The following is a 25,897-nucleotide window of genomic DNA, read 5'->3' as shown; positions in this document are numbered from 1 at the left end:
GCTGGCCGCCGCGCGGGGAATCGGCGCGGCAGCCATGGGCATTGCATGCAAGGAAGGCTTAATGGATGCCGCCCACTCTTTTCGGATTGCTGAAGTTCATCCACACCAGGAAGGCCTTGCCGACGATGTTCTCGTTCGGCACGAAGCCCCAGTAACGGCTGTCCGCGCTATTGTCGCGGTTGTCGCCCATCATGAAGTAATTGCCTTGTGGCACTACACACGTGAAACCGTCCTCGTTGTAGTCGCACGCATCCTTGTGCGGGAAATCCTTCACTTCGCGCAGGTTCAAGGTCGGAGCCGGCTCGTCGTTGAGGATGCGGTGGCTGACGCCCGTCAGGTTTTCTTCCAGCTGCTTGTGGTACACCGTGCTTTCGTCGTCCAGATAGTCGTCCAGCGGCGTGTATTGCACTTCCTTGCCGTTGACCGTCAAGCGCTTGTTTTCATAGGTGATTTTATCACCGGGCACGCCGATCACGCGCTTGATATAGTCTTGCGACATATCTTTCGGGTACTTGAACACCATCACGTCGCCACGCTGCGGATCGTTGACTTCGATGATGCGCTTGTTGACGATCGGCAAACGGATGCCATAGGTGAACTTGTTGACCAGGATCAGATCGCCCACCAGCAAGGTCGGCACCATCGAGCTCGACGGGATCTTGAACGGTTCGTACAGGAACGAGCGCAGGCAGAACACGAGGGCGATGACGGGGAAGAAGCTGCCCGAATACTCGACCCAGGTCGGCTGGCGCAACAGCGCCGCCTCGATGGCGGCGCGGCTGCCGCCCGCATCGGACTTGATGCCCTCGGCGGCCAGCTTGGACTGGCGCGCATCGAACTCGGCCAAGGCAAGGTCGGCCGCCTTGCGGCGCTGCTTGGACAGGTAAAACACATCCAGGCACCAGACAAAGCCCGTCACCACCATCAGGACGAACAGGATTAACGCGAAATTTCCTAAGATCACTTGCAGGTTCATTTATCGTCCACTTGTAAAATTGCCAGGAATGCTTCTTGCGGGATCTCCACGGAACCCACTTGCTTCATGCGCTTCTTGCCCGCTTTTTGTTTTTCCAGCAATTTCTTCTTGCGGCTGATGTCGCCGCCATAGCATTTCGCCAGCACGTTCTTGCGCAAGGCCTTCACGTTCTCGCGCGAAATGATGTTGGCGCCGATGGTCGCCTGGATGGCCACGTCGAACATCTGGCGCGGGATCAGTTCGCGCATCTTGGCGGCCACCTGGCGGCCACGGTACTGGCTGTTCGAGCGGTGGACGATGATGGCCAGCGCATCGACTTTTTCGCTGTTGATCAGCATGTCGACCTTGACCACGTCGGCCGCGCGGTATTCCTTGAACTCGTAATCCATCGACGCATAGCCGCGCGACGTCGATTTCAGGCGGTCGAAGAAGTCCAGCACGATCTCGGCCATCGGCATTTCATACACGAGCTTGACCTGGCGGCCGTGGTAGCTCATGTCCATCTGGATGCCGCGCTTGGCGATACACAGGGTGATCACCGAACCCACGTATTCCTGCGGCATGTACAGGTTGACGGTGACGATAGGCTCGCGCACTTCCTCGATGCGCGACGGATCGGGCATCTTCGACGGATTGTCGACGTTGATCAGGGTGCCGTCGCGCTGGATCACCTCGTACACCACGGTCGGCGCCGTCGTGATCAGGTCCATGTCGAATTCGCGCTCCAGGCGTTCCTGCACGATTTCCATGTGCAGCAAGCCCAGGAAGCCGCAACGGAAGCCGAAGCCCAGCGCCTGCGACACTTCCGGCTCGTACATCAGGGCCGCGTCGTTCAGTTTCAGCTTTTCCAGCGAGTCGCGCAGCGCGTCGTACTGGTTCGCTTCGACGGGGAACAGGCCGGCAAACACCTGCGGCTGCACTTCCTTGAAGCCGGGCAATGGCTCGGCGGCAGGACGGCTGGCCAGGGTGACGGTGTCGCCCACTTTCGCCGCCTTCAATTCCTTGATGCCGGCGATGATGAAGCCCACCTGGCCTGCCGACAGTTGCGGCAAGGATTGCGAACGGGGCGAGAACACGCCGATGTCTTCCACCAGCTGCACCGAATCGGTGGCCATCAGGCGGATCTTGTCCTTCGGTTTCAGGGTGCCGTTGACCACACGCACCAGCATCACCACGCCCACGTACGAGTCGTACCACGAATCGACGATCAGCGCCTGCAGCGGCGCGTCCGGATCGCCCTTCGGCGGCGGCACCTTGGCGATCAGCGATTCGAGCACGTCCTGCACGCCCAGGCCCGTCTTGGCCGAGCAATGCACGGCGTCGCCCGCGTCGATGCCGATCACGTCTTCGATCTCCGCGATGGCGGTCGGCGGATCCGCGTTCGGCAAGTCGATCTTGTTCAGGACCGGTACCACTTCCACGCCCAGGTCCAGCGCCGTGTAGCAGTTGGCCACGGTTTGCGCTTCCACGCCTTGCGATGCATCAACGACCAGCAGCGCGCCTTCGCACGCCGACAGCGAGCGCGACACTTCATAGCTGAAGTCGACGTGGCCCGGCGTATCGATCAGGTTCAGGTTGTAGATCTGGCCATCGCGCGCCTTGTAGTGCAGGGCCGCCGTTTGCGCCTTGATGGTAATGCCGCGCTCGCGCTCCAGATCCATCGAATCGAGCACCTGCGCCTCCATCTCGCGGTCGGACAAGCCGCCGCACAATTGAATGATGCGGTCAGCCAGGGTCGATTTACCGTGGTCAATATGGGCGATGATGGAGAAGTTGCGTATGTTGTTCATTAACTAATATAAGTGCGAAGTTGACGACACTGCTTTAACAGGAATCATGGGGATCATGCTCGGGCCAAACAGGGCCAAACCCGGCGCCCCACTCATGATGAAAAAAGCGCTCCGAGCAGGACATCTGCATGCCCAGGCGAGCGCTTTTGAAGCGACAGAAGCTGCTGCCTCGGACAGTAGCTTTTTCGACCTCCCCATTTTACCGGATTTCAGAGCGGAAAGCCCGTCTTATGAGGCCGGCATCGGGGCCAGCCGACATTTTCAGCTGTTTTTGGCACCAGAATGGTGCAATGCAGTGTCAATATTGTTATTTAAGCTACGTCAGGCAGCGCCGCACGGCCGCTTCGTCGAGGAAATAATGACACAGCTCCGGCTGCGTCAGATCGCCGAACAGCACGGGCACCAGCTCGTCGAAACGGGCCAGCAGCGAGGCGTCGGGCGACGCATCGATGTCGATCACCTCCACCGTGAACGGGTTGTCAGGCGGCTGCAGCAGGAGCAAGGCGTCGAGCATGTCCTGGCAAAGGTGGCAATAACTGCGGGAATAGAGAGTGAAATGCATGACGGGCAGGATACCGCATCCCGGCCGCGGCCGGAATGCGGGAAGATCACATGGTTACTTCGCCGATGGACGCAGCGAAACGAATTGCGCCACGTCGCCACGGCGCACCAGCACGGCCGACGACTTTTTCGGATCGAGCTTGGCGACCAGGGCGTTGAACTGCTTGGCGTCTTTCACGGCAACGTTGTTCAACTGCAAGATCACGTCGCCAGGCTGCAGGCCGGCCAGGGCCGCCACGCCATCGGCATCGTCGACCAGCACGCCCGCGTCGATCTTCAGCTCCTGTTTCTTCGCGGCCGGCACGTCGCTCACCTTCAAGCCCAGCGCATTGACGGCTTGCGCTTCCGGCTCCTTCGCGCCCTTCTTCGCCGTTTTCTCGCTTTCCAGCTCGACGACGGTGACGGGAATGTCCTGCTGCGCACCCTTGCGCCAGACGGTGACCGTGGACTTGCCATTGACGGCGGCGCCGCCTACCAGGCGCGGCAGGTCGGACGAACGCTCGATCGGGGCGCCGTTGAACTTCAGGATGATGTCGCCCGGCTTGATGCCCGCCTTGTCGGCCGGGCCACCCGGCTCCACCAGCGACACTTGCGCGCCCTTGGCGTTCGGCAAGCCCAGTGATTCCGCCACGTCCTTGCTCACTTCGCCGATCTGCACGCCGATGCGCCCGCGCACCACCTTGCCCGTCTTTTTCAGCTGCTCGCCCACGCGCATGGCTTCATCGATGGGCACGGCAAACGAGATGCCATTGTAGGCGCCGGACAGGGTGGCGATCTGCGAATTGATGCCGATCACTTCGCCGCGCATATTGATCAGGGGACCGCCCGAGTTGCCGGGATTGACGGCCACGTCGCTCTGGATCAGGGGCAGGTAGTCGCCCGTGTCGCGTGACTTGGCGGAAATAATTCCGGCCGTCACCGTGTTTTCCAGGTTGAATGGCGAACCGATGGCGATCACCCACTCGCCCACGCGTATCTTGTTCGAGTCGCCGATGGTCAGGCGCGGCAAGTTGCCGCCTTCGATTTTCAGCAGGGCCACGTCGGTACGCGCATCGGCGCCGATCACCTTGGCCTTGAATTCGCGCTTGTCCGTCAAGGTCACGTACACCTCGTCGGCGCCATCGACCACGTGGGCGTTGCTCAGCACGTAGCCATCGGCCGAAATAATGAAGCCGGAACCGACGCCGCGCTGCACTTCCTGCTCCTGCGGCACGGCGCGGCGGCCGCCGCGTGGCGCCTGCTGGCGCGGCGCGGGCATGGCGCCGCCAAAGAAGCGGCGCAGGAATTCCTGCATTTCCTGCTCATCCTGGCCGCCGGCGCCCGGCACATTCATTTTCAGGCGCTCGGTGGTGCGGATATTCACCACGGCCGGGCCGACGGCGTCGACCAGGTCCGAGAAATCAGGCAGTTTTACGGCCGGTACAGCGGCCTGCGCCTGGGGCGCCAGGCCCAGCATGGTGGGAGCAAGGAAAACGCCAGCCGTACCGAAGAATAAGGCGGAAAGCGTCTTCACTGAAAACGACTTGCTGGCGGCACACATGTTTTTTTTCATGGAAAGGATCTTTTCGAGTATATAAACGGATCAAAACGGGGATCAGGCGATTGCCTACGTGCATGATTGGCCGTCATGACGGAACCTCAGGGGCAAACTCACCTGACAGCGCGCATGGCAGCAACAATATATCGCAAAAGCAAGATATTGCCTGTACACAGTGTCAATCGTACCGAAGTCCGGTGTCAAGGGGGCAAAGAGGAAGTTAAGCCTGGCATAAGATGGCGCAGCGCTAGCGCTGCACCGCCGGTCCGGCCTCCAGCGGTTCGGCCACGCCCGGCTGCACGATGGCGGCGGACAGCGGCGGCAGCGGCTCCGCATGGGCCGCCGCCCCTTCAGGCGCCGCCTCGGCGGCCAGGCGGCCGGCCAGGCGCGCGTCGAACTGGGCGCTCAGCACATGACCATGCTGCTCCGAGCGCAGCACCTCGCCGATATGCCGATAGGCATCCCAGGCTTGCCGCCCCGATGGGGTATCGAGGGCGGCAAAAGCCAGTTCGAGCTCGCTCGCCGCCAGCTCGCCATCGGCCAGCGCGGAAATAATCTCGTGCAATCGTGTGTGCGTATCCATGATGGGCCCTGCCATTTCAAGAAGATCGGTGCGGAAACCGAGCGCGGCCATGCCAACCTCATATTCTCCAGATTACCAGCGCTTGTCAATCGGCATGTCCAACAACGGTTTCAATTTTTCCGCAATCACTTCGCGCGCGCGAAAAATCCGGCTGCGCACGGTGCCGATGGGGCACGCCATGATCTCCGATATTTCTTCATAGCTCAGGCCCTCGATCTCGCGCAACACGATGGCCGTGCGCAACTCGATGGGCAGCACATCCATGGCCGCATTGACGGTGGCGGCGATCTGTTTGCTGGCCAGCACCGATTCGGGTGTATTGTTGTCTCGCAATTTATTGCCATCGTCGAAGGATTCCGCCTGCTCGGCGTCGGCATCGCTGGACGTGGCCGCGCGCCGCCCCTGCGTGACGAGATAATTCTTGGCCGTATTGATGCCGATGCGATACAACCAGGTATAAAAGGCGGCCTCGCCGCGAAAATGCCGCAGCGCCCGGTATGCCTTGATAAAGGTTTCCTGCACCACATCTTCGGCCTCCGCCGGGTCATGCACAAGGCGCGACACGAGGCGCATCAAGCGGCGCTGATATTTCGATACCAGCACATCGAATGCCCGTTTGTCGCCAGCCTGCACCCGCTCGACCAGCAACTGATCATACTCGCGCTCTGTCCTCACGCCCAATGTCCCTGGTGGCATGCAGCGTGGGCGCCTGTATGGATATAGAGTTGGCCCGCTGCAAGAAGTTCAGTGTTCGCCCCACTTTTATTCTTCCCTGTTCCGCGCCGCGATGGCCCGGCAAGCGACGGCCAGCGGGCGGAAGGCGGCGCAGCTATCGCCACGCTGCGCCAGCACCTGCGTACGCCGTCCGGCGGCATCGGCCAGGCACAACACCAGCAGCGACGGCCACAGGGTCGAGCCCGGCAACAGGCGCAATCCCGACGCCGCCACCGCGCCGGCACCAGTCGCCGGCGCCGCGCCATGCTCCAGATATACCGCCAGCCGCAACTGCCCAACCGGCGAAATATCAAGCGCCTGCGGCTTTCTGCGCCGGCGCAGCAAAGCCAGCAAAAACACGCCGCCAGCCGCACTCAGCAGCGCACCGCTCCCGCCCAGCGCATAGCCGCCCACCAGCTGACCGGCCCCAGACACGGCCGCCACGCGCCACGCGCCGCTCAAGGGCCAGGCGGCCAGCAGCGCACCCAGCCCCAGCAGCGCTTGCAACAGGCGCAAACAGACAGGCGTGCGAATGACAGCCGCTACCGCGATCGACATACTTCATGGGAAAAAAAGGCGCGCCGGCACCATGCCGGGCAAATTCAGGCGCCAACGAATGTTGGCGCCGAATCAGCGCTCACTACGGTTTGACCGTAGCGAGCGCTTGAAAGTTCCTGCTTATTTCGCTTTACCGAAAATCAGCGTGCCATTCGTTCCGCCGAAGCCGAACGAATTCTTCACTGCATAATCGATCTTCATATCACGCGCCGTGTTGGCGCAGAAATCGAGATCGCACGCCGGATCCTGGTTGAAGATGTTGATGGTCGGTGGCGACACCTGATGGTGCAATGCCAGGACCGTAAACACCGCTTCCAGACCGCCCGCGCCGCCCAGCAAATGGCCCGTCATCGACTTGGTCGAGTTGACGACCAGATTCTTGGCGTGCGCGCCGAAGGTGCGCTTGATGCCCATCACTTCCGCCACGTCGCCTTGCGGGGTCGACGTGCCGTGCGCGTTCAGGTACTGAATCTGATCCGCGTTCAAGCCTGCGTTGTCGAGGGCCGCGATCACCGATTTGCTGCCGCCGCTACCATCTTCCAGCGGCGAGGTCATGTGATAAGCATCTGCGCTCATCCCGAAACCATGCACTTCGGCATAGATCTTGGCGCCACGGGCCACCGCGTGCTCGTACTCTTCCAGCACCATGACGCCGGCGCCTTCACCCAGCACGAAGCCGTCGCGGTCGGCATCCCACGGACGCGATGCCGTTGCCGGATCGTCGTTGCGGGTCGACAAGGCACGTGCCGAAGCGAAACCGCCCAGGCCCAGTGGCGACACGGTCGATTCCGCACCGCCGGCGATCATGACGTCGGCATCGCCGTACTCGATCATGCGCGCCGCGGCACCGATGCTGTGCAAACCGGTGGTACACGCTGTAACGATCGCCAGGTTCGGACCCTTCAGACCATATTTGATCGAAAGGTTGCCAGAGATCATGTTAATGATCGAGGCAGGCACGAAAAATGGCGAGATACGGCGCGGACCGCGCTTTTCGTACTCGGACTTGGTGTCCTCGATCAGCGGCAAGCCACCGATACCGGAACCGATGATCACGCCGATGCGCTCGGCGTTTTCTTCGGTCACTTCCAGGCCCGAGTCCTGCATCGCCTGGATGCCCGCAGCCATGCCGTAATGGATAAAGGTATCCATGTGGCGGGCTTCCTTACCGGAGATGTACTCTTCGATATTGAAGCCTTTGACTTCACCCGCGAAATGCGTGGTGAATGGCTGTGCATCGAACTTGGTAATCGTGGCAATGCCGGATTTACCTTCAATGATTGCGCCCCACGCCTCGGCAATAGTATTGCCGACAGGTGAAACGCAGCCCAGGCCGGTGACAACAACACGACGGTTTTTAGAACGGCTCAAGCGATTCTCCTGAAGTCGGTCAGACAGGCTTAGGCCTTGACGTGTGCGGTGGCGTAGTCGATCGCCTGTTGCACGGTGGTGATTTTTTCAGCTTGTTCGTCAGGGATTTCCATTTCGAATTCGTCTTCCAGGGCCATGACCAGTTCCACGGTGTCCAGGGAATCGGCGCCGAGATCGTCGACGAAGGAGGATTCGATTTTGATGTCTGCTTCTGCAACGCCCAGTTGCTCAGCGACGATTTTCTTAACGCGTTGTTCGATATCCGACATGTTATGGCTCCAAAGTGTGTGTTACGGAAAGTGCGCGCATTTTATCAGGTTTGCGCGTCCGAATACTAATTTCGGTGTCTGCTGCTAATTCAACCGAAGCTGCTGCTAAAAGATGCGATTATAGACAAAAACGGCCGTTGAATCATGCCACAAACGCCCGCCCTGTCTACCTTTCGCATCAATTCATGTACATTCCGCCGTTCACGTGCAGGGTTGTGCCCGTGATATACGCCGCTTGCGGCGAGGCCAGGAAGGCCACCGCGGCTGCCACATCTTCCGGCTTGCCCAGGCGGGACAGGGGAATTTGCGTCAACAGGGCCGCGTGCTGCTCTTCGCTCAGGGCCTTGGTCATGTCGGTATCGATGAAGCCCGGGGCGATGCAGTTCACGGTAATGTTGCGGCTGCCGATTTCGCGCGCCAGGGCGCGGCTCATGCCTTCCACGCCGGCCTTGGCCGCCGCGTAATTCATTTGCCCCGGATTGCCCGACGAGGCCACCACCGACGTGATGTTAATGATGCGCCCTGCCTTGGCTTTCATCATGCCGCGCAACACGGCGCGCGACAGGCGGCCGACGGCCGACAGGTTGGTGGATATCACGCTATCCCACTCCTCATCCTTCATGCGCATGGCCAGCTGGTCTTGCGTGATGCCCGCGTTGTTGACCAGGATCGACAGGCTGCCGTAGGTTTTCTGCACCTCCTCGACGACGGCCGCGCAGCGCGCCGCATCGGTCACGTTCAGGACCAGGCCCTTGCCCGTTACGCCTTCGGCGGCCAGGTAATCGGTGATCGCTTGCGCGCCGCTTTCCGAGGTGGCGGTGCCGACGACGGTGGCGCCCTGTTTGCCCAGTTCGGTGGCGATGGCGCGGCCGATGCCGCGCGAGGCGCCCGTGACCAGCACGACTTGATTTGCTAAATTCATGAGTATCCTTAAGAGCAAGCGCGGCAGGTAGGCTGCCGCGATCTGATGATTATTTGAGCTGCGTCAAAATGCGTTCCAGCGAAGCCTGGTCGACGATGGCGTCGCCCACCAGCACCGGGTCGATGCGCTTGGCCAGGCCCATCAGGACCTTGCCCGGACCGCATTCGATCACTTGCGTGATGCCCTCAAGCGCCACTTTCTGCATCGTTTCCACCCAGCGCACGGGGCTGGCCGCCTGGCGCACCAGCGCATCCTTGATGCCGGCCACGTCGTTGACGATGGCCACGTCGACGTTGTTGATCAGCGCGATCTGCGGCGCGGCGAACGTCAGGCCCGCCATGTACTCGCGCAAGCGGTCCGATGCGGGTTTGAGCAGCGACGAATGGAATGGCGCCGAGACGGGCAGCTTCATGGCGCGCTTGGCGCCCTTGGCCTTGGCCAGCTCGCAGGCGCGCTCGACCGCAGCCGTATGGCCGGCGATGACGACTTGCGCCGGTGCATTGAAGTTGACGGGCTCGACCACCAGGGCCGGGTTTTCCGCCGCCGCTTCCGCACAAACGGCGCGCACGTCGTCGTCCGACAGACCCAGCACGACGGCCATCGTGCCCTGCCCCACGGGCACGGCTTCCTGCATGGCTTGCGCACGGAAACGCACGAGCGGCACGGCATCCTTGAACGCAATGACGCCGGCGGCAACCAGCGCCGAGTATTCACCGAGGCTGTGACCGGCCACGACCGTCGGCGCGGGGCCGCCGGCCGCCAGCCAGGCGCGGTAGAAGGCCACGGCCGCCGTCAGCATCACCGGTTGCGTGTTGGTGGTCAGGTCCAGCTCTTCCTTCGGACCTTCGGCGATCAGCTTGCCCAGGTCAAATTGCAGGGCGTCCGACGCTTCAGCGACGGTCTGCGCAACCACGGGGTTGCCGGCGAAACCGTCGAGCATCGCAATCGCTTGCGAGCCTTGGCCTGGGAAAACAAATGCAAATTGTGTCATGTTGACTCCGTTTTTTAATAATGTTGCGGGATTACATGCGCGCCAGCACGGCGCCCCAGGTAAAGCCGCCGCCCACGCCTTCCATCATGACGTTGTCGCCCTTCTTGACGCGGCCGTCGCGCACGGCGATGTCGAGCGCCAGCGGAATCGAGGCGGCCGAGGTGTTGCCATGCTGGTCGACGGTGACGACCATCTTGTCCAGCGGCAAGCCGAGTTTCTTGGCCGTGCTGTTCATGATGCGGATGTTCGCCTGGTGCGGGATCAGCCAGTCGATCTGGTCCGAGGTCATGTTGGCGTGTTCCAGCGCTTCGTGCGCGACTTTTTCCAGTACGGACACGGCCAGCTTGAACACGGCCGGGCCATCCATGTAGAGGAAGGCGCTGCCATCGAGCGCGCCGCCAGCCAGGCTGCCCGGCACGCTGAGGATGTTCGAGTGGCGGCCGTCCGCGTGCAGCTTGGTAGCCAGGATGCCCGGCTCTTGCGACGCCGTCATGACGATGGCGCCGGCGCCGTCGCCGAACAGCACGCAAGTGCCGCGATCGTCGAAATTGAGGATGCGCGAGAACACTTCGGCGCCGATCACCAGCACGTTCTTGTGCATGCCCGACTGAATAAAACTGTCGGCCGTGGCCACCGCATACACGAAGCCGCTGCAGACGGCTTGCACGTCGACGGCGGCGCAGTTGTTCGTGATGCCCAGCTTGTTTTGCACGATGCAGGCGGTGCTGGGGAAGCTGCCGAAGAAATCGGGGGTCGAGCTGGCGACGATGATCAGGTCCAGGTCGTTGCCGTTCAGGCCCGCCATTTCCAGGGCCTTCCTGGCCGCTTCCACGCCCAGGTCCGAGGAGTTTTGCGACGGCGCCGCGTAATGGCGCGCCGAGATGCCGCTGCGCGAGACGATCCATTCATCCGATGTCTCGATGCCCTTGGCGGCGAGCTGGTCGGTCAGATCCTGGTTGGTGACGCGCTTCTCCGGCAGGTAGCTGCCGGTACCGATAATTTTGCTGTAAGTTTTGCTAAAAACAGTCATGCAAATACCCGTCCACTAAATGGTAGAGCTTGTTGATGTAGGTTCGTCCGGTACTGGCGTGCGCGGCATCAGCTCGGCGATCAGGCTGGCCAGGTGCGCTTGCACGTCATTTTTTGCCGCATCAAAGGCGCGGCGCAAGGCCCATTCGAAGGAATAGGCATCGGCGCTGCCATGGCTCTTGAAGACGAGACCACGCAAGCCCAGCAGGCTGGCGCCGTTGTAACGCGAAGGATTCAGGCGGTTGCCGATGGCTTTCAGGGCCCCGCGGGCGATCAGCGCGCCCAGCATGGTAATCGGATTGCGCTTGAATTCGGAAGTGAGCACGTCTTTCATGAAGCGCGCCAGGCCTTCGACGGCTTTCAGGGTGACGTTGCCGACGAAACCGTCGCAGACGACGATATCGGTCGTGCCCTTGAAGATATCGTTGCCTTCCACGTTGCCGTAGAAGTTCAGCGCGCCACGCTCGTGGTCGGCCTGCAGCAGCTTCGAGGTGAGTTTCACCACCTCATTGCCCTTGATATCTTCCGTGCCCACGTTCAGCAAGCCGATCGTCGGGCGCGCGATGCCTTCCATGGCGGAAACGAGCACGGAACCCATGATGGCGAACTGGTGCAAGTGATGCGGTTCGCAATCGACGTTGGCGCCCAGATCCAGCATGTAGGTCGGGCCGTTCTTTTGATTCGGCAAGATGCTGCAGATGGCCGGGCGGTCGACGCCGGACATGGTTTTCAATACATAGCGCGACACGGCCATCAGGGCTGCCGTATTACCGGCGGAAACGGAAGCTTGCGCCACGCCGTTCTTGACCTGTTCGATGGCCACGCGCATGGAGGAATCCTTCTTGCGGCGCAGGGCCACTTCCAGGGGATCATCCATCGTAACTTGTTCGGAGGCATGCAATACCGACAGGCGCGGATGCGTGTCGGCTTTATGTTTTTTCAGTTCGGCACGGATCACGTCTTCCAATCCAACAAGGATCAGTTCGGCTTCAGGCTCATGTTTTACGAAGGAAATTGCTGCGGGGATAGTGACTGAGGGACCGTGATCTCCGCCCATGCAGTCGATAGAAATTTTGATTGTCATTTGTGTTGATTCAATACCGCTGCGGGCGTGCGGCAAGATGTGAATCGGACTGGAGCATATGCAGGGCGCGGCATGTCATGCACCGCCTGAGCAAGCTTGATTCAAAATGACGGGTGCGCAAGATGAATTGCAGCCGATAAAAAAGAAGAAGCGGCGCCACGCCGAATAACCACGCAACACCGCTTTCATCTTACCCAACAAAAACGTCGATTACTCGTCGTTTTTGGTCTTCAACACTTTACGGCCACGATAGAAGCCGTTAGGGCTGATGTGGTGACGCATGTGTGTTTCGCCGGTAACTGGCTCGACGCTCAATTGCGGCGCGACCAGGAAGTCGTGCGAACGGTGCATGCCGCGCTTGGAAGGGGTTTTCTTGTTCTGTTGAACTGCCATGATGACTCCTAATACATAAGTTCTAAAATTTTAGCACAATCGATTGGCAAATACATGCGAATCGAGTATCCCAGCGGCAAAGACTACCCGAAAATAGCCCGGACCGACATCGTTTATTACAATTACATTTCACTACACTTGCCATACTCGATTACTACACGCGTTTGACACGTTCTTTACACGGGGACCACACAAAGCTGCTGTGCTGACCGCTCGCCGCGACTGGTGAGCCCCCTACAAACTACCACCACTACTTATTCTCTTAACTTATTCTGGCTTCAAGTCCTTCAGTGCCGCGAACGGCGACTTCTTTTCAGTCTTGAGAGCATCGAGCTGCGCCGTATCGGGGCAGACGTCGTGTTTGGGTACCTGCGGCAGGGCCAGCAAGGCTTCATCTTCGATCAGGGCCGCGGCATCCATGCTGCGGCTGCCGACGATCACGTCGATCGTTTCATCGTTGATGATTTCTTCGATCTCGTCCGCGTGCTCGTCATCCTTGCCCAGCATCAGAACAGTCGAAGAATCAATTGCGTAAGCATACGGAGTCAGGCAGCGCTGGCAAACCAGCTGAACGGTGCCGTTGACCGACAAGGTCAGTTGTGGGTAGCCCAGCTTGCTGGTGCCGCCGACGATCTTCCAGGCGATCTCGCCGGAACTATCTGCACAATCCTTGGTCAACCGGGTCATTTCAGCGACAGGAGTTACACCCTCGCGGCTCCCGCTGATACGACAAAAATCAAAGGCGTCGATCACAAAAGCATTCATTGGTAGAAAATTTCCCCGGAAAACCTGCGATAATAACAGGGTTTTTAGCACCGAGTCAAAGCCTAAGCATCTTTTTTGACGCAATCATTGCCATAAACATGACAACTTCATCAACACCGTCATGCCGCATGAAGCCTCAGTTATGGGCTTCGCGCCCTGGAATTTCCGTGAAATTCCGCTGACACCGACTAGCGCGGCCATGCCGACCGCCATCGACTACCGAATGATACCAACTTCCGCCCCATCGCGCTTGATTCTTGCATCGAGTTCGACTTACCGCAAAGAACTCCTGGAACGCCTGCGCCTGCCTTTCGAGGTGGCCGTGCCCGATCTCGACGAAAGCCCCCTGCCAGGCGAAAGCCCCAGCGCCACGGCCCTGCGCCTGGCGCAAGCGAAGGCGCAAGCCGTACTCGACCGCTATCCCGGCAGCCTCGTCATCGGCTCCGACCAGGTCGCCACCCTGGATGGCGCACAGATCGGCAAGCCGGGCAACCATGACTACGCCCTGCTGCAGCTGCAAACCATGCGCGGGCGCCAGACCGTGTTTCATACGGCCCTGTGCCTGCTCGACGGGCGCCAGTCGCCCGCCGTGGCGCAAGTGGAAGATGTCCAGACCCTCGTCACCGTGCGCGACTTGCCCGACGCGGAACTGGACGCCTACCTGCGCATCGAGCAACCGTATGACTGCGCCGGCAGCGCCAAGAACGAGGGCCTGGGCATCGCCCTGCTCGAACGCATCGCCACCACCGACCCCACCGCCCTCACCGGCTTGCCGCTGATCGCCCTGACCGGCATGCTGCGCAAGGCGGGCGTGGCGTTTTTTACATTTTAATCACCGACAAGAAGAATATGACCGGCACCCTGTACCTGATCCCCAACCACCTCGGCCTGTCCGATGGCGCAGCCGACCCGCTGGCCTGCATCATTCCCGAGCAAGTACGGCACCTCACCTCGCAGCTCGATTATTTCGTCGCGGAAAACGCCAAGACGGCGCGCGCCTTCCTGAAACTGATCGGCAACCAGCATCCGCTGGCCAAGCCGCTGCAGGAAATCACGATTTCCGAACTCAACGTGAATACCCCGGCGCAAGCGCTGGCCGGCTTGCTGGCGCCCCTGCTGGCGGGGCGCGATGCGGGCCTCGTCTCGGAAGCGGGCGTGCCCGCCGTGGCCGACCCCGGCGCCGACCTGGTGCGCCTGGCGCATCAGGTCGGCATCAAGGTCCGCCCGCTGGTGGGGCCCTCGTCGATCTTGCTGGCCGTGATGGCGAGCGGCTTGAACGGCCAGAGCTTCGCCTTCAACGGCTACCTGCCCACGGACGCGGCCTTGCGCGCCAAGCGCATCAAGGAACTGGAAAGCCGTTCGCGCAATGAAAAGCAGACCCAACTGTTCATCGAAACGCCATACCGCAACGCCGCCATGCTCGACGCCCTCATCGCGCAATGCGCGCCATCGACCCTGATCTGCGTCGCCACCGACCTGAGCCTGGACACGGAAAGCGTGCAGACGTGGAATGGCGGACAGTGGAAGAAACAATTGGCCGCCGGCAAGGCACCGGACTTCCACAAGAAACCGACCGTGTTCCTGTTATTGGGACAGTAAACGACAAACGCCACGGACATATTTGCCGTGGCGTTTACTTTGTTCAACTACGATAGTTACGACACCTGACAAAACCGTAGCGAGCGGAAGGGAGAGGTGGCTAAGAAGCGCAACCGTACTAAGTACGGGGGCGCCGAGCCGGTGAGCATCGCAGGCCGCCTATACCGACGCGCAGTAGGTTAGCTCAGGTGTCCTCAGACTCTTCTGGTACCGGTGTTCTTTTGTCCGCCCTTGCCCGTTTCCAGCACGAACTTCGCGCCATCGTCGCGGCCCAGCACCTTGACCAGGTACGGCATGACTTCGCGCAGCATCGGCTCCAGCGTGTACGGCGGGTTCAGGATGAACATGCCGCTGCTGTGCAGACCAAAACCGTCCGGCGACGGCGTGTTGACCGTCAGGGTCACGTGCAGCCAGTCCGAGCTGGGCAACTGCTTGAGCTTGTCGGCGAACTGGCGCGATTCCATGCGCTGCAGCACCGGATACCAGACGGCATACATGCCCGACGGGAAGCGCACGAGGGCGTCGGCCAGGGTGTCCTTGACCTTGCGGTAATCCATCTTGTCTTCATACGGCGGGTCGATCAGCACCAGGGCGCGGCGCGATGGCGGCGGCAGCAGGGCCTTCAGGCTCTGGAAGCCATCGGCCTTGGTGATGATGACGCGCTTGCCGCGCACGGTGGGACGCTCGCCCTGGGCCAGCGCATGCGCCTCGACCTTGCGGAAGTTGTCAGCCAGAATCTTGGCATCGGCGGGATGCAGCTCGAACAGGCGCAAACGGTCTTGCTCGCGGCTGACCTTGTCGGCGCAGTAAGGCGAACCCGGGTAGTAGCGCATCTTGCCGCTCGGATTCATTTCCTTGATCAGCTTCATGTACTCGGCCAGCGAAGCCGGCCAGTCCGTGCGGTCCCACAGGGGCGCGATGCCCGTTTCGTACTCGGCGTTTTTCGAGGCGTAACCGCCGTCAAGCGCATACACGCCCGCGCCGGAGTGGGTATCGATATAACTATAGGCGGTATCTTTTTGATTCAGATATTGCAACAACTGAATCTGCACATAATGCTTCAACACATCGGCGTGATTACCCGCGTGAAAAGCGTGGCGGTAACTCAACATAAGCTGGCTAATTCCATAATAAAAATAAATAAAGGCGGGAGCGCTGACACCGGGCAGGGCATGAAAACAGACTGGAGGAGTCAGGCTGCGGGGCCAGGAAACAGCTTGGACCAGCGTAATCAGCGCGCAATTATCAGCATTATCCACCAGAAAGGTGGATTGCATCAAAAAACACGGCTAAACAAGCCCATGCATTCCCGCGACTGGCGTCGCCGGGCGCGGTAGAATACGCGCTGCGGGCGCCCGGCGCCCATCCGCCTACTCATAGATACGACCATGCACAGCCTGACCCTCACGACCGATAACCGCGCCGACGTCGCGGCAACCCTGGCCGGCCCGCGCTGGACGGTGGCTTGCCTGTGCGCGCTGTGGTGCGGCACTTGCGGCAGCTACCGCGCCACGTTCGAGGAACTGGCCGCGCGCCACCCGGACACCAACTTCGTCTGGATCGACATCGAAGACCAGGCCGACGTGGTGGGCGACCTCGACATCGACAACTTCCCCACCCTGCTGATCCAGCACGAGGACAACGTGGCCTTCTTCGGCACCGTGCTGCCCGACGGCGGCCTGGCGCACCGCATGGTGCAGGCGCAGCAGGCGCTCAGCGCCGGGGAACTGGCGGCCCTGGCCAGCAGCACGCAGGAGCGCCGCGACTGGCAGCGCGACTGCAATCTGCGCACCCTCCTCGCCGCCACCCTGGCCGATTGAACATCACCCCAGGCGCAGCGGCAGGCTGCGCAGCCGTTTCCCCGTCAAACTGAACACGGCGTTCGCCACGGCCGGCGCGATCGGCGGCGTGCCCGGTTCGCCCACGCCCTCCGGGTGCCCGGCGCTGGCGATGATGATGGTTTCCACATGCGGCTCCTGGCCCATGCGCAGCACGGGATAGTCGTGGAAATTGGCCTGCTCGACTTTGCCCTCCTTGAAGGTGATTTCGCCGCCCAGCGCCGCCGACAGGCCGAACAGCACGGCCGACTCCATCTGCTGGGCGATGATGTTCGGATTGACGGCGATGCCGCAATCGATGGCGCACACGACGCGCTGCACGCGGATCTCGCCGTTTTCCACCGATACCTGCGCCACTTGCGCGACGATGCTGCCGAACGACTGGTGCAAGGCCACGCCATGCGCATGGCCGGGCGGCGGCGTACCCGCCCTGGCGACCGCCGCATCGAGCACGGCCAGGTGGCGCGGGTGCTGCACCAGCATGGCGCGGCGGAAGGCGACGCCGTCCTGCCCCGCCGCGTGGGCCAGCTCGTCGATAAAACTTTCCTTGAAGAACGCGTTATGCGAGTGCCCCACCGAGCGCCAGTAGCCGATCGGCACGGGGCTGTCGGCGATCACGTGGGCGATGCGCTGGTTGGCGATTTCATACGGCATGTCGAATTCGCCTTCGGCCGTGGTCTTGTCCGGTCCCGCGCCGGGCAAGCCGAAATTGCGCTGCAAGAACTGGTGCGTGATGGACCCGCTGACGGATTTATTGTCCCAGGAAGCGATGCGGCCGCGCTCGTCGAGGCGGGCCGTAAAGCGCGCCAGCGCGGCGGGACGGTACATATCGTGGGCCGTATCCTGCTCGCGCGTCCACACCAGCTGCACGGGCGCGCCGCCGCACTGCAACGCGATGGCGACGGCTTGCGCCACCATATCCACTTCCAGGCGGCGGCCGAAACCGCCGCCGAGCAGCAGCACCTCGATCGCCACGTCTTGCGCATCGACGCCGGCCACTTTCGCCGCCACGTCGACGGCGATGCCGGGCGCCTGCGTCGAGACCCACAGCATCACCTTGCCATCCTTGACTTGCGCGGTGCAGTTGACGGGCTCCATGGCGGCGTGCGCGAGGAACGGTGCGCGGTACTCGGCGCTGACCTGCCGCAAACCTTGCACGGCCTTGCCTTCCACCTCGCCGCTGGCGTGGTACGCATGGCCCGCTTCAGCATCCAGCAGGCGGGCAAACTGCGCATACACGCCGGCGCTGGACAGGTTCGCCTGCGGGCCAGCCTTCCACTGCGTCGGCAAGGCGGCCGCCGCCTGCCTGGCGCGCCACCAGGTGTCGGCCACCACGGCCGCGCACGAGGTGACCGAGGTGCCGCGCTGGGGCAGCCGCGGCGTCAGGTCCAGCACTTTTTTCACGCCGGGCAGCGCCAGCACGGGCGCCGCGTCGAACGCGGCCAGGGTATCGCCCAGGCGCGGCGGCAGATGCAGGGCCGCATACAGCATGCCGGGCGGACGCGCATCGATGCCGAAGCGCGCGCTGCCGTTCACTTTGGACGGCGTGTCGCGGCGCGGCGCCGGCTGTCCGATCAGCTTGAAATCCCGGGGCAGTTTCAGCACGGGCGTGCCCGGGGCCATGCCGGCGGCGCGCTGCGCCAGGCTGGCGTAGCTGGCGCGCCGGCCGTCCGCATGCAGCACCGCGCCATCCTGCGTGCGGCACTGCGCGGCCGGCACCTGCCACTGCGCGGCGGCAGCGGCCACCAGCATGGCGCGCGCGCAGGCACCGGCCTCGCGCATGGGGCCCCAGCCATCCTTCACGCTCGACGAGCCGCCCGTGACGATCACGCCCAGCTCGCGCGCCGCCTTGGCCACCGTCCATTGCGCCAGCGCCTTCAGGCGCCCCTGGTCATCCGGGTGGAACGGCAGGCTGTCCTGGAGCATGGCGACATTGCCGAAGATCTTGTCCATGGGCGCCTGGATCAGCTTGACGCTGGACAGTGGCACGTCGAGCTCCTCGGCCACCAGCATCGGCAAGGCCGTGTGCACGCCCTGCCCCATCTCGCTGCGCGGCATGGCCAGCAGCACCGTGCCGTCGGCTTGAATCGCCAGCCAGCCGTTCAAGGCCACGGCGCCATCCTGCAGCGGCAGCGGCGTGCCGCCGTGCAGGCGCTGGCGCGGGGGCAGCACGCCCCAGCCCAGCACCAGGGCGCCCACGCCGGCCACGCCGAGGCCCAGGCCGCCGAGCAGGAAACGGCGGCGCGAAGGGGAAGATTGTGCGGCCATGGGCTATCCTTTATCGTGGTCAATGAGCTTCCAGCGCTCCAGCATATCCTGCGCCAGCACCGGGCGGCTATATAAATAACCTTGCGCCAGCTTGCAGCCATGGCGCAGCAGGAAGGCAGCCTGCTCTTCCGTCTCCACGCCTTCGGCGATCACGGACAATTGCATGCTCTTGCCCAGCTGGATGATGGCAATCGCGATCGCTTCATCGTTGACGTCCGTCGAGATGTCCTTGATGAAGGAGCGGTCGATCTTCAGGGTCTGCACGGGCAGCTGTTTCAGATACGCGAGCGAGGAATAACCGGTGCCGAAATCGTCGATGGCCAGCCCCACGCCGATGGCGTGCAGGTCGTTGATGAAACCGAGCGCGTCGCCCGTGTTCATGATCACCGACTCCGTCACTTCCAGCTGCAGGCGTTGCGGCGCCAGGCCCGTTTCCTTCAGGATGTCGGCCACCATGCCGGCGATGCTGCCCCGCTCGAACTGCTTCACCGACAGGTTGACGGCCATCTTCGGCACGTGCAAGCCCTGCGCCTGCCAGCGCATCATTTGCCGGCACGCTTCGTCGAGCACCCATTTGCCCAGCTGATTGATGAAACCGCTGTCCTCGGCCAGCGGGATGAAGCGGGCCGGCGGCACCAGGCCCAGTTCCGGGTGGTTCCAGCGCACCAGCGCCTCGACGCCGACCAGACGGCCCGTGTCGATTTCCACCTGCGGCTGGTAATTCAGGAACATCTCGTTTTTCTCGATCGAGCGGCGCAAAAAGGTTTCCAGGCGCAGCCGCTCGACGCCCTCGCCCGTCATCGACGGCGCATAGAAGCGGTAGCCGTTGCGCCCGCGCGCCTTGGCCTGGTACATGGCCACGTCGGCATTGCGGATCAACATGTTCAAGTCCAGCGCATCGTCCGGATACAGGCTGATGCCGACGCTGCAGGTGACGAACAGTTCGTGGCCGGCCACCGTGAACGGCTGGTCGAACATGGTCATCAGTTTCTCCGCCACTTGCGTGGCGCCATATTCGCCGTCGACGCGTTCGAGCAGCACGATGAATTCATCGCCGCCCAGGCGCGCCAGGGTGTCGCCTTCGCGCAGGCGGGCCGCCAGCTGGCCGGCCACCTTTTGCAGCAGTTCGTCGCCCACATGGTGGCCCAGGGTGTCGTTGACGTTCTTGAAGCGGTCCAGGTCGATGAACAGCACGGCCAGTTGCTCCTGCTCGCGCGCGGCGCGCAGCAGCGCATGCTGCAGGCGGTCGTGGAACAGCAGGCGGTTCGGCAGCGCCGTCAGCGGATCGTGGTGGGCCATGTGGTCGAGCTTTTCCTGCGATTCCTTGACCAGGGTGATGTCGCTGAACACGCCCACGTAATGGGTGGTGACGGCGTGCGTGTCGCGCACGGCGCTGATGGTCAGCCACTCCAGGTACAGTTCGCCGTTCTTGCGCTGGTGCCAGATTTCGCCGCGCCAGAAGCCCGACTCGGCCAGTTCATCCCACATGGCCTGGTAGAACGCCGCGTCGTGGCGCGCCGAGCGGTTCAGCGATGAATGCCGGCCCACCGCCTCCGCCTCGGCATAACCGGTGATCTGCGTGAAGGCGGGGTTGACGGCGACGATGATGCCGCTGGCATCGACCACCATCACGCCGTCGGCGATGTGTTCGAGCACGGTGGCCGACAGGCGCAGCTTTTCCTCGGCTTCCTTGCGCGCCGTGATATCGGCATACACCCAGATGCTGCCTTCGTTGGGGCGCAGCGGATCGAGCGCGCAGCCGCTCACCAGCGCCCAGAACAGGCTGCCGTCGCGGCGCTTGTACTGGCGCTCCTCGCTGAAATCGCCGCCCATGGCCAGCGCCGGATACTGGCGCTCGCCCGCCTCTTCGAAGTCATACGAGGTCATGAACACGATGGCGGTGGAACTGCCCGTCATCTCGGCATGCTCGTAGCCGAACAGTTCCTCACAACGGCGATTGACGGAAATGATGCGGCGGTGGCGCACGAACATCACGCCGAACATCACGTTATCGAGGATCGCGCTCTGCTCCGTCAGCAGCGCCTCGATGCGCATTTCATGGTGCTTGCGCTGGCTGATGTCGGCGATGATGCCGTCGACCCAGATGACGCCCTGCTCGCCCGCCTGCGGCTGGCCATTCTCGGCCACCCAGCGCTCGATGCCGAACGCGTCGATGATGCGGTATTCCAGCGCATACGGCTGCACCTCGAGCACGGCCTGCCTGACGGCGCGGCGGTGCTCGCGGCGGTCTTCCGGGCAGATCAGGTCGGCCCAGGCATGCGTGGTGCCGCGCATGAACTGGCGCGCCGGATAGCCGGCGATGTCTTCGATGGCATCGCTGACGAAATCGATGGGACCGTCGGGCCGGTAGCGGAAGACGGCGCCCGGCACCTGCGTGACGATGGTGCGGAAACGCTCTTCGCGCTGGCCCACGTCCTCGAACAGCTGGCCGATGGCCGCGCGCATTTGCTCGAGCTGGGCCGTCAGGCGCCCCAGCTCGTCATTGCCGTGCGAGGCCAGGGGCGTGTCGAAATCGCCGTGCGACAGGCGGTCGGAAAAGCGCGTCAGGCGGCGCAGGGGTTTGAGCAGGCGGCGGTTCAGGAACAGCACGATCAGCGCCATCGACACGGCCAGCTGCGCGCCCAGCACGAAAATATAGGAGACCTGCTTTTCGCGCAGCTCCTGCTGGCTGCGCGCATCGTCCATCTCGACGACGATGTGGCCGATGCGTTCGCCGCGCACGAGGATGTCGCGCTCGGCGCGGTACAGATTGCCCACGGGCCGCTGCGGCGCCTGCAAGCGGATGAATTCCGTGTCGCCCTGCCCCAGCACCTTCACCAGCAGCACGGCGCGGTCGCGCATCACCGACTCGACCAGCGAATGGGCCGACTCCTCATTCATGTTCCACAGCGATTCCTGCATGCCCAGCGCCAGGATGTCGGCATTGCGCTGCAAGGCCTCGTTCAGGCTGGTGCGCGCGGACTGGCGCTCATGCACGCCGACCAGCACATAGCTGCCGAAGAGGGCGGGTACGACCAGGCCGCCAAACACCACCAGCAGCAAGGCGCCATAGATCGACGAGCCGAACAGCACACGCAGGCTGGCGCGCAGGCGCTGATAAGGTGTATTAAACATGCGGCAACAGGGCGACAGGGATCAGGCGGGCGATCATGGAACTTTACAGGGGAATTCGGGTGGTCAGGCGGGAAGAAACTTTTTCAGGAGCAATTATGCATGGAAAAAGCGCGAAAAGTCACCAATAAACACGCGCCGGCGCCGAGGTCATGCCATATAAACAGGGCTGAAAAACCACACGCGGGCCGGCGCGCCCGGCCTACGCAAGCGGAAAAACGCGCAGCTTGCTATCATCGCGCCACTTTACCTAGAGGAACCACCATGACCTTCTCCATCTACTCCGCTTCGATCCCCGTCTTCAAACAGATCCTGGGCAGCCTGGCCGCCATCCTGGACAAGGCGGAAACGCACACGCAAGACAAGAAAATCGACCCGAACGCCCTGCTGCAGTTCCGTTTGTTCCCGGACATGCTGCCATTCGTGCGCCAGATCCAGATCGCCACCGACTTCGCCAAGGGCTGCGGCGCGCGCCTGGCCGGCGTGGCCGTGCCACCGTATGAAGACAGCGAACAGAGCTTTGCAGAGCTGAAAGCGCGCATCGTGAAAACCATCGCCTTCCTGGACAGCCTGCCGCAAGCGGACATAGCCGGCAGCGAGACGCGCGCCATCACCACCGGCAGCGGCGAAAAGACCAAGCATTTCACGGGCCAGACCTACCTGTTCCACTACGCGCTGCCGCACTTCTTCTTCCACGCGACGACGGCGTACGACATCCTGCGCCACAATGGCATCGAAGTGGGTAAAAAGGATTTTATCGGCAGCTTCTGAGACGCATAAGCAAATCTACTGCGCGGCGCGCTTTGCGGCCTGCGATGCTCGCCGTACTTGAGTACGGCTGCGCTTCTTAGCCACAAATCATCGCCGCTCGCTACGATTTGCTTAAGCGTCGACGCAATGGAGTAATGCAATACTCTATTGCGTCGCTATTAAGTATTCCGGCGCGGATACCCCTGCGCCAGGATGCGCACCCACACCACCTCTTTTTCTTCATCCGTCATCGACACCCAGTGCGCCACTTCCACGACGCTGCGGCCGCAGCCGCGGCAGATTTCGTCGAACGTCGTCGAGCACACGGCCACGCAGGGCGTATCGGGACGCGGCGGCAGTTCCTTGTCCGCCATCAGGAAACCTTCGGCAAGCCGAGCTTTTCCCAGCCTTCGGTGCCCAGCGCTTCCAGGGTGGCGATGTTCTTGTCGAAGATTTCCGACGCTTCCGGGAACGCCTCGACGGCGCGCGCTATGCTGTCTTCGCGCAGCAGGTGCAGGGTCGGGTACGGCGAGCGGTTGGTATAGTTGCTGATGTCGTCCTCGAACGTCTCGGCGAACTGGTAGTTCGGATGGAAACTGGCCACCTGCAATTCGCCCGCCAGCTGCATGTCTTCCACGGCCGCGTCGGCCACGTCGAGGAACTCGTTGTAGTCGAGGAAATCGTTCAAGGCGTACGGGTGGATCAGCAGGGTCGTGTCGATCTGCTCGGGATCCGTGTCGGCCAGGGTTTGCAGCTCGTCCATCAGCAGCGCCAGCAGATCTTCCGGATTGCTCGATTCGCACACCACATAGCGGATCTGCTTCTTGACGTGCACGGCCTTGGCAAACGGGCACAGGTTCAGGCCGATCACGGCCTTTTCCAGCCAGGCAACGGTATTGGCGATGATGACGGCGTTGTCGTCGTCGTGACGCGGCGGGGTGTTCATAGGCATGACTCTCTATCAATAAGGCGACCGGCAGCCGAATGGCCGGCCAAAGCCAAATTGTACGCACTCTTTGCGCAGTCTCATACTCGACGGCTGCCAGCCTTGCGCCAGCCGCCTCGACATGTATGCTATAACAGCGGCCGAATCACGCATTGGGCAAATTAAATTTGCAATAATGACAGCATTTGCGAATGGAAACCCAGCCGTTTCCCTCTTATTGCCGCTTATTTCCTGTCATCATGCTGACATAATTCTTGACTCCTGCATGTGGATATACGTACACTCGCAGCTTGATCATGGGTCTGTCCGATGTTTCTCCGACGACAACAATGGAACACTATGCACGAAAACTCCTTTAAATCTACCGTCCTGGCGGCGTTGGCCCTGGCGCTTGCGCCCGCCCTCAGCCAGGCGTACGAAGCCGGTGTTGAGAGCGATAACGCGCCAGTCGCCGCCGCCGCACCCGCCCTGATCCCGATGACCGCCCAGGTCACGGCGAAACTCCCCACCCTCGACAACCGCCTGCAAAAGACCGACCGCCTGCTGAAAAACCTCAGCGAGAACTCCGATCCGCTGCGCGAAGCCGACGTCTGGGGCCGCATCCGCAGCGGTTATGCGATTCCCGACATTAACAACCAGCTGGTGGCCAACCACGTCAACTGGTACGCCACCCGCCCCGACTACATCGCCCGCACCACGGCGCGCGCCTCGCGCTACATCTTCCACGTGGTGCAGGAACTGGAAAAGCGCGGCATGCCGACGGAACTGGCCTTGCTGCCGTTCATCGAGTCCGCCTTCAACCCGCAAGCGTTCTCCAGCGCCAATGCGGCCGGCATGTGGCAATTCGTGCCCGCCACCGGGCGCGACTTCAATCTCAAGCAAAACATGTTCAAGGACGAGCGCCGCGGCGTGCTGGCCTCGACCGATGCGGCCCTGACCTACCTGCAGCGCCTGTATGACATGTTTGGCGACTGGCAACTGGCCCTGGCCGCCTACAACTGGGGCGAAGGCTCGGTGCAGCGCGCCATCAAGAAAAACCAGGCGCTGGGCAAGCCGACCGACTTCGAAAGCCTGGCCGACCTGATGCCGGCCGAAACGCGCAACTACGTGCCGAAACTGCAAGCGGTGAAAAACATCATCGCCAATCCGGCCCAGTTCGGCCTGACCCTGCCCGTGGTCGACAACCAGCCGTATTTCACGGCCATCGACAAGACCAGCGACATCGACATCACCGTCGCCGCCCAGCTGGCCGAGCTGTCGATGGATGAATTCAAGGCCCTGAATCCGCAATTTAACCGCCCCGTCATCATCGGCGGCGAAAAGACCAAGATTCTGTTGCCACAGGAAAACGCCGCCAAGTTCACCACCAATCTGGCGCAATGGGGCCATGCCTTGTCGAGCTGGACCACGCACAAGATCACCAACGCGCGCGAGCGCATCGAAACCCTGGCGTCGAAATTCGGCACCACGGCCGACGTGCTGCGCCAGGCCAACAACATTCCCCAGCGCACGCGTTTGCGCGCCGGCTCCACCATCCTCGTGCCGAAAACCTCGGCCACGATGAACAAGGACATCACCCAGGAAATTGCCGACAGCGCCACCATGCTGCTGGAAGCGGACCGTCCGGAACGGGTCGCCAAGGCCGTGCGCCGCGCCACCAAGGGCGGCAAGGTGCAGGCCGCACCCATTTCGCTGGTCAAACCACGCATCCAGCGCGGCGGCGGCAATAGCCGGGCAAAGGCCCGCCACTGAGGACGCCTGAGTCAGGCGTTGCAGCCAATCAGCATCTGACCCCACCGGCCGCCACAGCTTTGCTGTCGC

The 25,897-nt window shown here is 62.1% G+C and carries 25 protein-coding genes; 5 read left to right on the top strand and 20 right to left on the bottom strand.

The features are described from left to right. Positions 1-58: 58 nt before the first annotated feature. The 15 genes from lepB to J0O65_RS19800 form a co-directional block, all read right to left on the bottom strand. Positions 59-976 (bottom strand): signal peptidase I, encoded by a 918-nt coding sequence (gene lepB / locus J0O65_RS19870; RefSeq protein ID WP_215408945.1) that lies wholly within the window; start codon positions 974-976, stop codon positions 59-61. After that, complete coding sequence (lepA, locus tag J0O65_RS19865; RefSeq protein WP_215408944.1) at positions 973-2,766, bottom strand: translation elongation factor 4; 1,794 nt, start codon at positions 2,764-2,766, stop codon at positions 973-975. The genes lepB and lepA overlap by 4 nt, the downstream gene beginning before the upstream one ends. A 316-nt stretch (positions 2,767-3,082) precedes the next feature. Beyond that, the gene (locus J0O65_RS19860) at positions 3,083-3,328 is read right to left on the bottom strand and encodes a glutaredoxin family protein (protein WP_215408943.1); all 246 of its coding nucleotides are present in this window, start codon (positions 3,326-3,328) and stop codon (positions 3,083-3,085) included. 54 nt (positions 3,329-3,382) lie between these two features. Next, a complete protein-coding gene (locus J0O65_RS19855; RefSeq protein WP_215408942.1) occupies positions 3,383-4,879 on the bottom strand; it encodes a DegQ family serine endoprotease in 1,497 nt (498 codons plus the stop codon). 232 nt (positions 4,880-5,111) lie between these two features. After that, positions 5,112-5,447 (bottom strand): sigma-E factor negative regulatory protein, encoded by a 336-nt coding sequence (locus J0O65_RS19850; RefSeq protein WP_215408941.1) that lies wholly within the window; start codon positions 5,445-5,447, stop codon positions 5,112-5,114. Between the two features lie 72 nt (positions 5,448-5,519). Continuing rightward, positions 5,520-6,143 carry an RNA polymerase sigma factor RpoE gene (gene rpoE / locus J0O65_RS19845; protein ID WP_215408940.1) on the bottom strand — a complete coding sequence of 208 codons (624 nt, stop codon included), beginning with the start codon at positions 6,141-6,143 and terminating at the stop codon, positions 5,520-5,522. A gap of 66 nt (positions 6,144-6,209) precedes the next feature. Beyond that, positions 6,210-6,677, bottom strand: coding sequence for a hypothetical protein (locus J0O65_RS19840; RefSeq protein ID WP_215408939.1), 468 nt, complete (start codon positions 6,675-6,677; stop codon positions 6,210-6,212). Between the two features lie 162 nt (positions 6,678-6,839). Continuing rightward, positions 6,840-8,090 (bottom strand): beta-ketoacyl-ACP synthase II, encoded by a 1,251-nt coding sequence (gene fabF / locus J0O65_RS19835; RefSeq protein ID WP_215408938.1) that lies wholly within the window; start codon positions 8,088-8,090, stop codon positions 6,840-6,842. A 29-nt stretch (positions 8,091-8,119) separates the two neighbouring features. Then, positions 8,120-8,359, bottom strand: a complete 240-nt coding sequence (acpP, locus tag J0O65_RS19830) for an acyl carrier protein (RefSeq protein ID WP_008449912.1) — start codon at positions 8,357-8,359, stop codon at positions 8,120-8,122. A 178-nt stretch (positions 8,360-8,537) separates the two neighbouring features. Next, positions 8,538-9,281, bottom strand: coding sequence for a 3-oxoacyl-ACP reductase FabG (fabG, locus tag J0O65_RS19825; protein WP_152251123.1), 744 nt, complete (start codon positions 9,279-9,281; stop codon positions 8,538-8,540). A gap of 49 nt (positions 9,282-9,330) precedes the next feature. After that, the gene (gene fabD, locus J0O65_RS19820) at positions 9,331-10,272 is read right to left on the bottom strand and encodes an ACP S-malonyltransferase (protein ID WP_215408937.1); all 942 of its coding nucleotides are present in this window, start codon (positions 10,270-10,272) and stop codon (positions 9,331-9,333) included. Between the two features lie 31 nt (positions 10,273-10,303). Next, positions 10,304-11,302, bottom strand: a complete 999-nt coding sequence (locus J0O65_RS19815) for a beta-ketoacyl-ACP synthase III (protein WP_215408936.1) — start codon at positions 11,300-11,302, stop codon at positions 10,304-10,306. Positions 11,303-11,317: 15 nt separating this feature from the next. Next, the gene (gene plsX / locus J0O65_RS19810) at positions 11,318-12,385 is read right to left on the bottom strand and encodes a phosphate acyltransferase PlsX (protein WP_215408935.1); all 1,068 of its coding nucleotides are present in this window, start codon (positions 12,383-12,385) and stop codon (positions 11,318-11,320) included. Between the two features lie 210 nt (positions 12,386-12,595). Next, the gene (gene rpmF, locus J0O65_RS19805) at positions 12,596-12,778 is read right to left on the bottom strand and encodes a 50S ribosomal protein L32 (RefSeq protein WP_034749653.1); all 183 of its coding nucleotides are present in this window, start codon (positions 12,776-12,778) and stop codon (positions 12,596-12,598) included. A 267-nt stretch (positions 12,779-13,045) separates the two neighbouring features. Further along, positions 13,046-13,543 carry a YceD family protein gene (locus tag J0O65_RS19800; protein WP_215408934.1) on the bottom strand — a complete coding sequence of 166 codons (498 nt, stop codon included), beginning with the start codon at positions 13,541-13,543 and terminating at the stop codon, positions 13,046-13,048. 223 nt (positions 13,544-13,766) lie between these two features. Between J0O65_RS19800 and J0O65_RS19795 the strand changes: the two genes are divergently transcribed. Beyond that, positions 13,767-14,375, top strand: a complete 609-nt coding sequence (locus J0O65_RS19795; RefSeq protein WP_215408933.1) for a Maf-like protein — start codon at positions 13,767-13,769, stop codon at positions 14,373-14,375. A gap of 17 nt (positions 14,376-14,392) precedes the next feature. Next, on the top strand, positions 14,393-15,142 hold the full coding sequence (locus J0O65_RS19790) for an SAM-dependent methyltransferase (RefSeq protein ID WP_215408932.1): 750 nt from the start codon (positions 14,393-14,395) through the stop codon (positions 15,140-15,142). A gap of 194 nt (positions 15,143-15,336) precedes the next feature. Here J0O65_RS19790 and J0O65_RS19785 read toward each other — a convergent pair whose 3' ends face one another. Beyond that, positions 15,337-16,254: a 23S rRNA (adenine(2030)-N(6))-methyltransferase RlmJ gene (locus J0O65_RS19785; RefSeq protein ID WP_086147479.1), complete on the bottom strand. Its 918-nt coding sequence runs from the start codon at positions 16,252-16,254 to the stop codon at positions 15,337-15,339. A 276-nt stretch (positions 16,255-16,530) separates the two neighbouring features. On the opposite strand from J0O65_RS19785, the gene J0O65_RS19780 reads away from it, so the two are divergent. Further along, positions 16,531-16,962 (top strand): thioredoxin family protein, encoded by a 432-nt coding sequence (locus J0O65_RS19780; protein ID WP_215408931.1) that lies wholly within the window; start codon positions 16,531-16,533, stop codon positions 16,960-16,962. Between the two features lie 3 nt (positions 16,963-16,965). Here J0O65_RS19780 and J0O65_RS19775 read toward each other — a convergent pair whose 3' ends face one another. Both J0O65_RS19775 and J0O65_RS19770 read right to left on the bottom strand, forming a co-directional pair. Then, positions 16,966-19,248: a xanthine dehydrogenase family protein molybdopterin-binding subunit gene (locus tag J0O65_RS19775; protein WP_215408930.1), complete on the bottom strand. Its 2,283-nt coding sequence runs from the start codon at positions 19,246-19,248 to the stop codon at positions 16,966-16,968. Positions 19,249-19,251: 3 nt separating this feature from the next. Further along, entirely contained in the window at positions 19,252-22,383 is a 3,132-nt protein-coding gene (locus J0O65_RS19770; protein ID WP_215408929.1) for an EAL domain-containing protein, read from the bottom strand. 261 nt (positions 22,384-22,644) lie between these two features. On the opposite strand from J0O65_RS19770, the gene J0O65_RS19765 reads away from it, so the two are divergent. Beyond that, on the top strand, positions 22,645-23,151 hold the full coding sequence (locus J0O65_RS19765; RefSeq protein WP_215408928.1) for a DUF1993 domain-containing protein: 507 nt from the start codon (positions 22,645-22,647) through the stop codon (positions 23,149-23,151). Between the two features lie 158 nt (positions 23,152-23,309). On the opposite strand, the gene J0O65_RS19760 is transcribed toward J0O65_RS19765, so the two are convergent. Next, positions 23,310-23,504, bottom strand: coding sequence for a DUF1289 domain-containing protein (locus J0O65_RS19760; RefSeq protein WP_034779267.1), 195 nt, complete (start codon positions 23,502-23,504; stop codon positions 23,310-23,312). Beyond that, on the bottom strand, positions 23,504-24,076 hold the full coding sequence (locus J0O65_RS19755) for a DUF1415 domain-containing protein (protein ID WP_215408971.1): 573 nt from the start codon (positions 24,074-24,076) through the stop codon (positions 23,504-23,506). Before J0O65_RS19755 ends, J0O65_RS19760 begins: the two co-directional genes overlap by 1 nt. A 339-nt stretch (positions 24,077-24,415) precedes the next feature. Here J0O65_RS19755 and J0O65_RS19750 point away from each other — a divergent pair, with 339 nt between their 5' ends. Beyond that, the gene (locus J0O65_RS19750; protein WP_152251132.1) at positions 24,416-25,828 is read left to right on the top strand and encodes a transglycosylase SLT domain-containing protein; all 1,413 of its coding nucleotides are present in this window, start codon (positions 24,416-24,418) and stop codon (positions 25,826-25,828) included. The last annotated feature ends 69 nt before the right edge of the window (positions 25,829-25,897 follow it).

This window comes from Janthinobacterium sp. JC611 (assembly GCF_018682595.1).
In the GTDB taxonomy this organism is placed as follows: Bacteria; Pseudomonadota; Gammaproteobacteria; order Burkholderiales; family Burkholderiaceae_D; genus Janthinobacterium.
The sequence above is the reverse complement of the archived record's forward strand: the minus strand, read 5'-3'. Positions and strand labels throughout refer to the sequence as shown.